The 12,916-nt window shown below is 65.6% G+C and carries 14 protein-coding genes; 4 read left to right on the plus strand and 10 right to left on the minus strand.

Going from position 1 to position 12,916, the window contains the following annotated elements; all coding sequences use genetic code 11:
• Positions 1–2: 2 nt before the first annotated feature.
• Both R8G01_09175 and R8G01_09180 read right to left on the minus strand, forming a co-directional pair.
• Positions 3–296, minus strand: coding sequence for an acyl carrier protein (locus R8G01_09175; protein ID MDW3214154.1), 294 nt, complete (start codon positions 294–296; stop codon positions 3–5).
• A complete protein-coding gene (locus tag R8G01_09180; GenBank protein ID MDW3214155.1) occupies positions 293–1,264 on the minus strand; it encodes a hypothetical protein in 972 nt (323 codons plus the stop codon). Before R8G01_09180 ends, R8G01_09175 begins: the two co-directional genes overlap by 4 nt.
• A gap of 212 nt (positions 1,265–1,476) precedes the next feature.
• Here R8G01_09180 and R8G01_09185 point away from each other — a divergent pair, with 212 nt between their 5' ends.
• Complete coding sequence (locus R8G01_09185) at positions 1,477–2,457, plus strand: glycosyltransferase family 2 protein (protein MDW3214156.1); 981 nt, start codon at positions 1,477–1,479, stop codon at positions 2,455–2,457.
• Between the two features lie 9 nt (positions 2,458–2,466).
• Here R8G01_09185 and R8G01_09190 read toward each other — a convergent pair whose 3' ends face one another.
• The 8 genes from R8G01_09190 to R8G01_09225 form a co-directional block, all read right to left on the minus strand.
• The gene (locus R8G01_09190; protein MDW3214157.1) at positions 2,467–3,255 is read right to left on the minus strand and encodes a polysaccharide deacetylase family protein; all 789 of its coding nucleotides are present in this window, start codon (positions 3,253–3,255) and stop codon (positions 2,467–2,469) included.
• A 43-nt stretch (positions 3,256–3,298) separates the two neighbouring features.
• On the minus strand, positions 3,299–4,294 hold the full coding sequence (locus R8G01_09195) for a polysaccharide pyruvyl transferase family protein (GenBank protein ID MDW3214158.1): 996 nt from the start codon (positions 4,292–4,294) through the stop codon (positions 3,299–3,301).
• Positions 4,295–4,332: 38 nt separating this feature from the next.
• Positions 4,333–5,484, minus strand: a complete 1,152-nt coding sequence (locus R8G01_09200; protein ID MDW3214159.1) for a DegT/DnrJ/EryC1/StrS family aminotransferase — start codon at positions 5,482–5,484, stop codon at positions 4,333–4,335.
• On the minus strand, positions 5,481–6,455 hold the full coding sequence (locus R8G01_09205; GenBank protein MDW3214160.1) for an NAD-dependent epimerase/dehydratase family protein: 975 nt from the start codon (positions 6,453–6,455) through the stop codon (positions 5,481–5,483). Before R8G01_09205 ends, R8G01_09200 begins: the two co-directional genes overlap by 4 nt.
• A 28-nt stretch (positions 6,456–6,483) precedes the next feature.
• Entirely contained in the window at positions 6,484–7,596 is a 1,113-nt protein-coding gene (locus R8G01_09210; protein ID MDW3214161.1) for a DegT/DnrJ/EryC1/StrS family aminotransferase, read from the minus strand.
• Positions 7,596–8,624: a Gfo/Idh/MocA family oxidoreductase gene (locus R8G01_09215; protein ID MDW3214162.1), complete on the minus strand. Its 1,029-nt coding sequence runs from the start codon at positions 8,622–8,624 to the stop codon at positions 7,596–7,598. The genes R8G01_09210 and R8G01_09215 overlap by 1 nt, the downstream gene beginning before the upstream one ends.
• Positions 8,621–9,181, minus strand: a complete 561-nt coding sequence (locus tag R8G01_09220) for an acyltransferase (protein ID MDW3214163.1) — start codon at positions 9,179–9,181, stop codon at positions 8,621–8,623. Before R8G01_09220 ends, R8G01_09215 begins: the two co-directional genes overlap by 4 nt.
• Positions 9,182–9,351: 170 nt before the next feature.
• Positions 9,352–9,777, minus strand: coding sequence for a DapH/DapD/GlmU-related protein (locus tag R8G01_09225; protein ID MDW3214164.1), 426 nt, complete (start codon positions 9,775–9,777; stop codon positions 9,352–9,354).
• Between the two features lie 253 nt (positions 9,778–10,030).
• Between R8G01_09225 and R8G01_09230 the strand changes: the two genes are divergently transcribed.
• From R8G01_09230 to R8G01_09240, 3 genes are read left to right on the plus strand one after another with little or no spacing between them, the layout of a single operon-like run.
• Entirely contained in the window at positions 10,031–10,597 is a 567-nt protein-coding gene (locus tag R8G01_09230; GenBank protein MDW3214165.1) for a serine acetyltransferase, read from the plus strand.
• Positions 10,594–11,844, plus strand: a complete 1,251-nt coding sequence (locus R8G01_09235) for a glycosyltransferase family 2 protein (GenBank protein MDW3214166.1) — start codon at positions 10,594–10,596, stop codon at positions 11,842–11,844. The genes R8G01_09230 and R8G01_09235 overlap by 4 nt, the downstream gene beginning before the upstream one ends.
• A 5-nt stretch (positions 11,845–11,849) precedes the next feature.
• Positions 11,850–12,905: a WecB/TagA/CpsF family glycosyltransferase gene (locus tag R8G01_09240; GenBank protein ID MDW3214167.1), complete on the plus strand. Its 1,056-nt coding sequence runs from the start codon at positions 11,850–11,852 to the stop codon at positions 12,903–12,905.
• The last annotated feature ends 11 nt before the right edge of the window (positions 12,906–12,916 follow it).

Below are 12,916 nucleotides of genomic sequence, written 5' to 3' on the forward strand. Positions count from 1 at the left end.
ACCTACGAACGCTTGCTGTCGACGAGTTGCGAGATGGAGTCCACCGTCTCGAAGTGCTCGGCGGTCAACTCGTCGTCGTCGATCATGATGTCGAACTTCTCCTCGACGAACATCACGATGTCGAGCATGCCGAGGGAGTCGACAGCGCCGGACTCGAGGAGCGAGTCGCCGGTGGCGAGATCGTCGGGCAGTGCTGGGAAGCGTTGCGTCACGAACGAGGTGACAACGGCAGTCGTCGACGCGTCATCTGGCGTCGTCGAGTCCGGGTCGGTCATGTCGGGCGATGGGTGATTCATTCTGTCCTCCGTGTGACCAATCGGCCGGCGGCTCTCTTCACTTGACGCATTCTCCACAGCGCGATCTGAACGGCCTGCCGAGCCTGGTAGGCGCGGGTGGGGGGCAGGCTCTTCGGAACGGTCGTGATGTCGAGCAACATCACCTCGGAGTAGAGGTTGTCGATCTGCTCGGGGTTGAGGTTGCCGGGATTGGCGACGAGTGCGACGGTCCGATCCGGGAGTAGCCGTGCGCAGGTGGCTCCACGTGACCAGGTGAAACGATTGCCGGCGAAGACGGTGCTCACACCCTCGGTCGTCTGCATCGTCGCCACGATCCCGTCGGCATGCTCGACGAAGAGTTCTGGATTGCTGACGTGGTCGATACGGAGGTACGGGCGTCGGTGGATGGTGCTCTTGCTCGCGACGATCAGGCAGGCGGCGTCGCCGTCTCTTGCGACGTACCACCGGCACGTCGGGATCCACTGGTGATCGCTGACGATCTGCCGTTCGGTGGGGCCGAGCGCCCCGAGGACTCCGAGATGGCCCGGCGTGACGGTGAGTGTCGACGACTGTTTGGTCTCCGGTTCGAACAGGCGTGTCGATGTTTCCAGTTCCTGGAAGCCGAGCCGTAGCGAGATGCGTTCGGCCTCGACGGACGGGCTGAAGTCGGTCACGACGTGACCGTCGAGCCGGAGCGGAGGTCGCATCATCGCCAGGCTCGATCCACGGTGCTCGGGCTCGACATACCACGTGGTCAAGTTGCAGAAGCGAAAAGGTTCCCCATCGATGTGACGGTCGACGGTGACTGCACCGAGAAACCCGACGGCTCGATCATCTTCGTGCAGGATCCAACCGGGTGACGTCTCCGGATCGGACCAGGGCGGCGCGAGGAGGCCGACCACCTCGCTCGCGCTGAATCCGAACAGGTCCCCGATGAGATCGTGGACGAGATCGAACGTGGATGCGTCAATAGAAACAAGGTCAGGCATGGTGGGTCCCCTCGCTCGGCGGTCGTGATTGTTGAAACCAGACCGAGGGCCGTGGCGACGGGAACCATCGAGCGAGCACTGGATGAAACCTGCTCGCTGTCAGTACATCGCTTCGGTCGAACCGTACTCGCACAACATGTCTGACGCAATCAGAATCGGCCTCCTGTACCGGTGTTCTCAGGGGTCGGGGTCGGCTTAGTTACGCTGACGGGATGGCCCCCCGCCTCTCGGTCACGATCCTCAACTACAACTACGGTCACTATCTCGCAGAATGCATCGACTCGATCCTCGCCCAGACCTTCGAGGACTTCGAATTGTTCGTCATCGACGACTGCTCATCGGACGGATCGGTCGAGCTGATCACGAGCTACTCGGACCCGCGGGTCCGCCCGATCATCCACGAGCAGAATCTCGGATTCCTCGGATCGTTGGTCCAGGGCACCGAGGAGTTGTCGACCGGTGAGTATGTGGCCGTGGTCTCCGCCGACGACTTCGTCGTCCGTCCCGATGCGTTCGAGCGTCAGGTCGCGATGCTCGACGAGCACCCAGATGTCGGCTATTGCTTCACCGGGTTCGAGATCATCCGGCCCGGGGAGAGCACACAGCACGCCTCGTTCGAACACGACACCGTGCTCGGACCAGAGGCCGCGTTCGACGAGATACTGATGGCACGCGGGGTGTGGCCGGCGCACTCCGGAACGGTGATTCGTCGCTCGTCCTACGATGCGGTCGGTGGGTATCGCCGAGACATCTCGATGCCGGTTGATCTCGCCCTGTGGTTCGACCTGAGCCGGACGGGTGGGCTGGCCTACGCCGCAGTTTGTGGGCATTCGTGGCGGCTCCACGGTGACCAGATGACGACGTCCAAGACGCAGCTGAACCTGCGCGAGATCGCCCAGGTCGTCACCGAGGCCTGCGAGCAAGGTGAGCGGGCTGGGTTCGGGACCGGAGGACTCACACGGCGCGCGATCGGAGCACACTTCGGAGCGTTCGCCGTGACCGAGGCCTACGGGGGGTCCCGACGCGAAGCTCTTCGCCGGTGTTGGGCGGCGGTTCGGGAATGCCCGGTGCCTGCGCTCACGTCGAAGCGGATCTGGGTCGCATGCGTTCGCGCGCTCCTCGGTGAGCGCTTGACGGGGGCGATCGCAGGAGTGCTGCGCGTTCCTCGCAGCATCGCCCGGAGTTCGAGCTGACCGGTCGAGTCAGCTCCACTCCTCCCAGCGGTCATAGGCGCCGTGCAGCGCAGCCGTGAAGCGGCGATCGCTGTCGACCGACGTGATAAACGTTCGAGGAATCGTCCCGGCCGGACGTTTGTCTTCCGACTGGGCGTACACGTGGTGGTAGCCGGCGGAGTGGGCCATCGCCGTCAGTTCGTCGCTCCAGGTCGCAGCGACACCGAACGGGATCGCGAACGAGTCGACCACCGTGCCCAGTTCCTCGCTGATGCGTCGGCCGGACTCCACCATCTCGCGGCGAGCATCGTCGTCGGTGATGCTGCTGAAGTCGGGGTGGCTCAGCGAGTGGCTGCCGATCTCCACCCCGGCGTCCGCGAGTTCGCGGACGCCCGACCAGCTGAGGGTCTTGTCGCGTTGCCACTGGTGGTCGTGGTCGAGCCACGACGTCACCACGAAACATGTGGCGGGTACGTCGAATTCGTGCAGGATCGGAACCGCTGTCTCGAGGACGCTGCGAAGACCGTCGTCGAAGGTGATCGCCAGATCCTTCGCTGAGCCGCCGCCAGTCGCCGCGTCGGCAGCGGGCACGAATCGATGACCCTGCGACAGCGCCAGGTCGAGCTGCCGGCGGAATCGATCGGCGGTGACGTCGTTGACGCCGTATTCGGGTTGGCCCACCGAGTGGTAGCAGAGGATCCTGGTCCGTGCTGATGGCTCGCCGGGGCGGAGCGCGAGCGCTGTCCGCTCAGCCAGGAGCCGTGCGTGTGCAACACGTTCCCGCGTGATGCCCAGGCGTCGCCGGAGTTGGGTGATCATGGCGCCATCCTCGCGCGTGTCCGATCGGTGATCGGGCTGACGGTCATGTTGCGTCGGTTCCCATCAGGGTGTCGGCGATCTCTCGCGCGGTGTCGGCGTCGTCGGCCCAGTGAACATTCGGGAACCGCTGGGTCGAGTAGTCGAACACAGCACGATTCTTGCCGAACTTGTCCGGGAGGAGCACCACCTGCTGGCCGATCATCACAGCGAGCACGTGGGGATGCATCCGGTCGGTCACGAGCACGTGCCGAGTGCTCAGAACGTCGACGCCGTAGTCGACGAGACGACTTGATGCCCAGCCGTATCCACGACTGATCGAGGCATTGACGAGGCGTCCCAACCGCCCGCCGACCGAGCGACTCCCACGGAGACGCGACAGCAGCCCCGTGGTGCGGAGCGCGAGATACGTGGTTCGATGGATCGGCTCGTAGATCTCCGGCCAGTCGAAGGTCTCGATGCTCGGGCCGTCCGCGGCGAGACGCTCGGCATCGTTGCGGGCGAGCCACCCGATACCGGATTCGCCGATCTTCGACTCGCGTGCGCCGAGCCGGAACGCCGAATCGTGTGAGAGACGGACCTGCACCTCTCCGTCGTAGAGCGACTCGAGTTGTTCAGCACTGCTCGGATCTCGAGCGAGGATCGAGACGTCGGGGTGGCCGTCGAAGACGTGACGAGCGGCTTCCCGATCATCGTCGTCGATGAACAACGTCGTCGACGTGAGTTGCACGATCCGGTTCTGCGGGCACTCTGCCGCGACCCGCCGCTTGGCCTCTCGATGATCCGGCCACAGGCTCGACATCGTCACCCCACCGAGGAACAGCACCGGATCGTCTCCGATCGCGCGGCGCATCGCGGGGATGTCGAGGTTCCCGGCATGGGCCGAGTAGCCGACCCGGACATCTCGCTCGGCGAGGTAGCGGGTGATCGCCAGCCACATCATGTGGTTCCCGACGTTCCCGTCGAACGGGAACATCAGCAACGCCACCGACTTCGGCCGACCGATGACCTCATCCAGATCGGCGTCGATGCTGCGGCGCATCTCCTCGAGTTGGGGCCGTGTCGAGACCACCGGTCGCCTCAGCGAGCGACCACGGAACGGACCGAGGCGATCACGTGATCGATGTCGGCGTCGTCCATCGTGGGGTAGAGGGGCAGGACGATGTGACGATCTTGTGCCCACTCCGAGAGTGGTAGGTCGTACTCGCCGGCATACGGAACTTCCCGGTGGGCGTTCATGATCCCGCGACGTGACGCCACGCCGAGATCCATTAACGCCTGCATGAAGGCTCGCTGTTCGACACCGTCCGGGAGCCGCACGAGATAACTCTGGTAGTTCGTGCGCGCCCACTCGGGTTCGTGTGGCGGCTCGACGCCGTCGATCTCCGAGAACGCCTCGTTGTAGCGGGCAGCGATCTCACGTCGGCGGGCGATGATCTCGGGCATCCGCTTGAGCTGCTCCCGTCCGACCGCAGCCTGGATGTCGGTCATCCGGTAGTTGAAGCCGATCACCGAATGCTCTTCGAAGATCACCTCGTTGGCGCTGTGACGGACGCGGTCGTTGACCGACATGCCGTGCTGACGCAGCAGCTTGAAGCGGGCATCGAGCTCCGGGTCGTTCGTGGTGAGCATGCCGCCGTCACCGGTACTCATCACCTTGCGGGGGTGGAAGGAGAAGCAGGCGACGTCGCCGTGTGGGCGCCCGACACGCTGCCATTCGCCGTTCCAGAGGATCTCACTGCCGATCGCGCATGCAGCATCCTCCACCAGCGGCAGTCCGTTGCGCTTCGCCACGTCGAGCAGCCCGGCGAGGTCGCAGGGGAGTCCGATCTGGTGCACGCACAGGATCGCCTTCGTGCGCGGCGTGATCGCTGCTTCGATCAGCGCCGGGTCGATGTTCTTCGTCGCTGCGTCGACATCGACGAAAACTGGCGTCGCACCGCAGTACGTGATCGAGTTCGCGGTGGCGATGTAGGAGTGGCTGACGGTGATGACCTCGTCGCCCGGCCCCACCCCCACCCCGAGCAGTGCGAGATGGAGTGCGGTCGTGCAGTTCGAGACGGCTGTGGCGTGCTCTGCCGAGGTGAAGGCGGCGAACTCCGACTCGAAGGCGGCGACCTCCGGGCCCTGCGTCACCCAGCCGGACAGGATGACGCGTTGAGCGGCATCCGCCTCTGGTTGTCCCATCACCGGCTTCGCGATCGGGACCTTCCGGATCGAGGTGTCGGTCACGTCGGGTCTCCGTTGATGCGCCACCACTCGACGAGTTCACGGAGGCCGGTGTGCAGATCGATCTGGGCCTCGAAGCCCAATCGGTCCTTGGCGGCCGAGACGTCGGCGAGACGCCGCGGCACCGGATTGACCGAGCGCTCCGGGCCGTACTCGGGGAGGAGGTCGCCACCCATCACCTCGGTGAGGGCGGCGGCGAGGTCGTTCAGGCTGGTTTCGGTGGCGCTGGCGATGTTGAAGATCTCATCGTTGGCATCGGATTGGGCGGCGAGGATGTTCGCCCGCGCGATGTCGGTCGCGTAGATGAAGTCCATCGTCTGCTTGCCGTCTCCGAAGATCAGCGGGGCTTCGCCGGCGGTGATGCGGTTCATCCAACGGATCAGCACCTCCGTGTACACGCCGACCGTGTCCATGCGGGGTCCGTAGACGTTGAAGTAGCGAAGACCGACGTACGGCAGTCCGAACATGTCGCGATACGAGCGCAGCAGACCCTCGTTGTAGACCTTGAGTGCGCCATACAACGTGCGGTTGTTGTACGGATGGTGGCGCTCGGTCGTCGGGAACGAGTCGGCGTGTCCGTAGACCGAGGCGCTCGAGGAGGCGACGACCTTGCGCGCCTCGGCCCGCATCGCCGCATCGACCACGTTGAACGTGCCGGTACCGAGCACCTCGTGGGCGAGGCGTGGGTCCTCCGCACAGTGAGTGATCCGGATCGCCGCCAGGTGGAAGACGAGATCGGCACCGTCCATCACCGCATCGACGGCATCGACATCGCGGATGTCACCTTCGACGACCTCGACCGGCCCGCGGGCCATCGCCTCGGCGAGATTCGACATGCGGCCCCGCGTGAGGTTGTCGAACACGACGATGTCGCCGTACGTCCCCTCCTCGCGACCGGCGACCAACAGGTCGACGATGTGGGATCCGATGAGACCGGCGCCACCGGTGACCACCACTTTTCCGTAGTCAGTCATACAGCTCTCCTGTGTCGGGCCGACGCGATCATCGGTTGTCACACCATGTGCGGATCGCGTCGACCACACGCTCTTGTTGCTCCGCCGTGATCTCGGGGAACATCGGGAGCGACAGCACCTCGTCGGCCGCGGACTCCGCCGCGGGGAAATCCCCGCGGCCGTGACCGAGCTCGGCGAAGGCCACCTGCAGGTGAACGGGGATCGGATAGTGGATGCCGTTGCCGATACCCACCTCGTTCAAGTGGGCTTGTAGGCCGGCTCGATCATCGGTCCGGATGGCGTAGACGTGGTAGGCGTGGCGGCGGCAGTCGAGCTGCTTCGGTGCCGCCACGTCGACGTCGGCGAGCCACTCGTCGTACCGTGTCGCGGCGGCACGACGGGCATCGGTCCAGTTCTCGATGTGGGCCATCTTCACCCTGAGTACAGCACCCTGGATGCCTTCGAGTCGGTAGTTGAAGCCTTTGAGGACGTGGTGGTACTTCTCCTCGGCACCCCAGTCGCGCAGCATGCGGACGGTTCGGGCGACCTCGTCGTCGCTGGTGGTGACCGCGCCACCTTCCCCGTAGGCACCGAGGTTCTTGCCGGGGTAGAAGCTGAAACATCCGGCGAGTCCGATCGAGCCGGCTCGTCGGCCTCGGTACTCGGCACCGTGGGCTTGCGCAGCATCCTCGATCACGGCCAGATCGTGCCTGGCAGCAACGTCCATGATCGGATCCATGTCGGCCATCTGGCCGTAGAGATGGATCGGGAGGATCGCTTTCGTGCGCTCGGTCACCGCCGCCTCGATCGCCGTCGGGTCGATCGTGAACGACACCGGGTCGATGTCGACGAACACCGGTGTGGCACGGCAGTAGTCGATCGCGGAGACCGACGCGATGAAGGTGTGCGGCGTCGTAATCACCTCGTCGCCGGCGCCGACACCTGCGGCCAGCAAGGCGAGATGGAGCGCACTCGTGCCCGAACTCGTTCCCATCGCGTGTGAGGATCCTGCATAGGGAGCGAAGAGGCCTTCGAACGCGAGCACATCGCGGCCCAGCACGAACTGGGTGCTGTCGAGCAGGGCGAGAACCGCCTCGTCGACCTCCGGCTTGATCGAGTGGTACTGGGCCTGCAGATCGACGAACGGAACGGATTGCTGCATCAGTGTGCCTCTCGCATCGGATGGACTTCGATCGGTAGGCCGCGTTGCGCCATCGATTCGTGGGCGGCTTCGAGGATGCGGACGACGCGCAGCCCGGCGCGCCCGTCGGAGAGCGGCGTCTCGCCGGTGTTGATGCAGTCGACGAAGTGCTGGGTCTCGACCGCGAGTGCCTCGATGTTGTCGAGACGCGGCGCCCACATGTCGCCGGTTCGATATCCGACGTGACGCTGGTACACGTGCTCGGCGGCTTCGTCGAGGATCACGCCCTTGTCGTAGACCTTCACCTTTTCACTCATGTCGACGTCGTCGAAGACCACCATCTTCTCGGATCCGCACAGCAGGGTCTGGCGAACCTTGACCGGGGCCAGCCAGTTGACGTGGAAGTGGGCGATCAGGTTGTCGGGGAACATGCAGGTGATGTACGCCATGTTCTCCGGCTGACCGCCGACGTGGGCGACGCCCGTCGCCGAGACGGTCACGGGGTCGGCGCCGAGCAGGTAGTCCATGATCGACAGGTCGTGGACGGCGAGATCCCACATGACGCTGACGTCGCTCTGGAACAGACCCAGATTGACCCGGACCGAGTCGTAGTAGTAGAGGCGCCCGAGATCGCCGGCCTGCACGAGATCGTGGATCTTGCGAACCGCGCTCGTGTAGATGAACGTGTGGTCGACCATGAGTGTCAACTCGCGCTCGTCGGCGATCGCGATGAGCTCCTCGCCCTCGGCGGAGGTCTTCGTGAACGGCTTCTCGACGAAGACGTGTCTGCCGGCTTCGAGACTCTGCTTGGCGAGCGGGAAGTGGGTGGTCACCGGTGTGGCGATCGCCACTGCGTTCACGGCCGGATTGGCCAGCATCTCGGTGACCGAGGTGTACGTGGAGACCGCCGGGTACAGCTTGTTGACGACGTCGAGCCGTGGCTGACTGGCGTCGCACACGGCGACGACAGCCGCTCCATCGACCTGGGCGAAGTTTCTGACGAGGTTCGGCCCCCAGTAGCCGTACCCGATGACTCCGATGCCGATCACCGCGGGGCCATTGCTTCCGCCTCGGTCGTGCTGATCGCCTCGTCCTGCGTGTCGAACCGCTCACCGCTCGCGCTGACCCATCCGACCAGTCGACCAGGGTTCCCGACGACGAGCGCGTGGTCGGGCACGTCGCGGGTGACCACGGTGCCGGAACCGATCATGGCCCATCGGCCGATCTCGACCCCTGTCACGATCACGGCATTGGCGCCGATCGCCGCGCCGTACCGCACGGTCGTCGCCCCGAGCACCCAGTCGTCGGTCGTCTTCAGCCGGCCGTCGGGGTTGATCGCCCTCGGCACCTTGTCGTTCGTGAACACCACGTGCGGTCCGATGAACACCCCATCCTCCAGGGTCACGCCCTCGTAGAGCGAGGCGTTGTTCTGGATCTTGACCCGGTCGCCGACACGCACGTCGAGATCGACGAAGCTGTTGCGCCCCAGCACGCACTCGGACCCGATGTGGGCCCCGCTGCGAATCTGTACGTGCGCCCATACCTTGCTGTGATCGCCCACGTCGACCTCATCGTCGATCTCGGCCGTCGGGTGCAGCATCGTCATCGAGTTTCCTTCCGAGTCGTTGCGACCACGCTTGTCTGACCGCTCCAAGCTAATCGGTTGCGGATCGCGCCGACTTGATCTCGTCCGCGGCGCGACCAGGCGGACAGGGACCGAGCGTCCGAGGACACGTTGCATCGGGCCGGCCACCGCCGTCTCGTACCGCCGTCTCGTCACGTCGGATCGATGTCGTCACGAAGGTCGCGGATCGTGCGGGCAGGGACACCGGCGACCAGCGTGTCAGGCGGAACGTCATGCCGAACCACAGCGCCGGCCGCCACGATCGACCCGCGCTCGATCGTCACCCCAGGCAGGATCACCGAGCGCGCGCCGAGCCAACACCCGTCACCGATCGTCACGGGCGCGTCGGTCAAGGCACCGGCTCGCCGCTCGGAGGGGCCGAGCTCGTGTGATTGTGTGAGGATCAACACGCCCTGTCCGATGGCAACGTCGTCACCGATCGTGATGGGAGCCGAAGCGTCGAAATAGCAGCCGGCATTGATCCAACCTCGATCGCCGATCCGCAATCGACGCTCTGCGGGGCCACGCCCGGCAATCCGCATCCCGCCGCCGATCACCGTTCCGACCCCGATGGACACGCCGGCAAGCCGAAAGACCGCGGCCCTCATCCGGTTCCCGAACAGATCCGGGAGCAAGTGGGAGAAGGCGCCGGCGACGATCATCCTCGGCCTCGCTCCGCCGAACTCTTCGGCCGCTACCCGCCTCCAGCGATCCAGGACCATCGGGACAATGCTACCGACCTGGCCGCGGCAGACCGAGTTTTACGTCCGGATGAGAAGATGTCCGTGGCAGACTCAACGAGGCGATGCAGCGGACGGGGGCGACGAGCGGATGAGATCCGGCAATTTCAGGGACGCGATCACGGATCTGCGCCTCGACGCTGCGCGCTGGGTGCGACCCGAAGCGATCTCCGATGTCGCCGAGGTCACACCGACGATGCTGCTCAAGTTGTTGCATCGTCATCTGCCGCTGCGCGCCATGGCGTGGTTCCGGCTGGCGGTCGCGGCGAGACGAGCCGGAATCCGAGGGGTCAGCGGTTGGGTCCAGCGTCGACTGCTCCGGGTCTATGGACTCGAACTCGCTCCCGGCACCCCAGTCGGCGGCGGCTGCTACATCGCACACCCCGTTGGCTGCGTGCTGCACGCCGAATCCATCGGCCACAACGTCACCATCGTCGGGCAGGTCACGTTCGGAACGCGATCCGACGCGCGATGGCCCCGGATCGGCGATCTGACGTACATCGGGGTGGGAGCGCGTGTGCTGGGAGGCATCGATGTCGGCGACGGAGCGGTCATCGGCGCCAACGCCGTCGTGATCGAGGACGTCGCACCGGGAGCCACGGTCGTGGGTGTGCCGGGGCGTGTGCTCACGACCGGCGCCGGGCAGGACGGCGAATGATCGCGACCGCTCGTCGCCTGGGCCGCCTCGCAGGTCTGGTTCCCATCGGCGCTGCGGCTGCGACGACAACCCTGTCCGCCTACCTGGCGGTGTCGACGGTCGTCGGGCTGCCGCGACCATCGAAACGAACGGTGGTCGGCCCCCGACGCCGGTTCCTGATCCTCGTTCCCGCGCACGACGAGGAGATCGGCATCGGCCGGATGCTCGCGTCGTGCGACTCCCTCGACTACCCGCGCGACCGCTTCGCTGTGCACGTCGTCGCCGACAACTGCACCGATCGAACCACGGAACGAGTGCGAACCGCAGGATGGGAAGCCCACGAACGTGACGATCCCGATCAGCCGGGCAAGGGACCAGCGCTCAACTGGCTGTTCGATCGGCTCGACTCCCGGGAGACGTTCGATGCGGTCGTCATCGTCGATGCCGACACATCGCTCGACCGGCAGTTCCTCACAGCGATGGACGAGGCACTCGACTCGGGCGCCGTCGTCGCACAGGGGCGTTACCTGGTCAGCGATCCCGATGCGTCGGCGGCCGCATCGTTCCGCTATGCCGCATTAGCGTGCCGCCACCACCTGCGCCCACTGGCACGCCGACGGCTCGGGGCATCGTGCGGCCTCTACGGAAACGGCATGGCATTCGAGCGAGACGTGCTCCGTCACCGCTCGTGGACCGGTCATCTCGTCGAGGACGCAGAGTTCCAGATGCAGTTGCTCCTCGACGGCCTCGTCGTGGAGTACGTCCCTGAGGCTGTGCTCCACGCCGAGATGCCGGACACGCTCGACGCCTCCGTCACGCAGAATGCACGCTGGGAACGTGGTCGTGTCGACCTGATCGGGCGATTTGTGCCAAGCTTGGCCCGTCAGTTCCCGCGAGCGAAGGGGCGACGATTGGCGGTACTCGATGGGATCATCGACCTGCTGCTGCCACCGATCTCGGTGCTGGTAGCGGCGCAGACGTTCGGCGCCGTCGCGTCGATGCCGCAGGCCGTGCTCGGCTCGCGTCGACATCGGCTGATCGTGAGGTGCCAGTTGGCCGGGCTGTCGGTCGTGGTGGCGCACACCATCGCGGGGTTGGTCGCGGTCCGGGCCCCGCTCATCCACTTCCGCAATCTCGCCGCCGCACCGCGCATCGTGGCTTGGAAGGTTGCTCTGTGGCTCCGCACCCTGTGCGGCGGATCTGAGATCTCCTGGATTCGCACCGTCCGAAACCACGAACGGACCGACAGTGGGGGCACGCAAACATGAGGGGCATGCGACCTCCTGCGGTGCTGTTCGGTATCCCCATCGCCGACCAGACGATGAGCGAGACGATCGGGACGGTCGCCGACTTCGTCCGAGACGGCCGCCGTCGAAGCACGACGCATCAGGTCGCGACGGTGAACGTCGACTTCCTGGTCAATGCGTTGGGCGACCCGCAACTCATCGAGATCCTCCAGAATGCCGATCTCTGCATCGCCGACGGGATGCCGGTGGTGTGGAGCTCTCGTCTGTTGGGCATGCCGTTGCGTGAACGCGTCGCCGGTTCCGATCTCCTGCCCCGGCTGATCAGCGAATCGGAGACGACCGGGTGGCGAATCCACGTCTTCGGTTCGACGCCCGAGGTCGCCAAGCGAGCCTCCGGCATCATCACAAGAGCACACCCCGCGGCGAGCGTCACCATCGACCCGGGTCCGATCATCCAGGACCCGACCGAGATCGATCCAGCGGTTCTGGACTCGATCGCGGCGACTGACGCCGACATCCTCTGTGTCGCCCTTGGGCACCCGAAGCAGGAACGGTTCATCGCGGCCCACCGTGATCGGCTGGGTGTACCGGTGATGATCGGTGTCGGCGGATCGCTCGACCTGTTCGTCGGGGAACGCCGACGAGCACCACGCTGGATGCAACGGACGGGCCTCGAGTGGTTGGCACGAGCGGCGCAGGAGCCGACGCGCCTGATTCCGCGATACGCCAAGGATCTCGGCGTCTTCACCCCGGCAATGCTCCGCGAGTGGTCGCGCAGTCGGAACGGCCACGCGACGCTCGGCCTGCGCGCGGCCGACGACGACCCGGTGCTCGTCATTGAACTCGGGGGTCTGCCGCCCACTCCGCAGGTGCGGCACGAGGCCTTCCATCGGGTGTCCGACGGTGCTTCGATCACCGTCACGGGCGAGGCGTGTGCGCTCGACTCGGCGTCGTTCGCCCTCCTCGTCGGACTCCTTCGCGCTGCGGCCCATCGCGGCGTGCCCGTGCTCTGGGCCGATGAGGACGTCCGCAATTCGCTCGCAGCCCTCCACGTGCCAAGTGCCCGGTTGCTCGACACGTGACGGGTCGAGTC

Source organism: Ilumatobacteraceae bacterium (genome assembly GCA_033344875.1).
Taxonomy (GTDB): Bacteria; Actinomycetota; Acidimicrobiia; order Acidimicrobiales; family Ilumatobacteraceae; genus Ilumatobacter.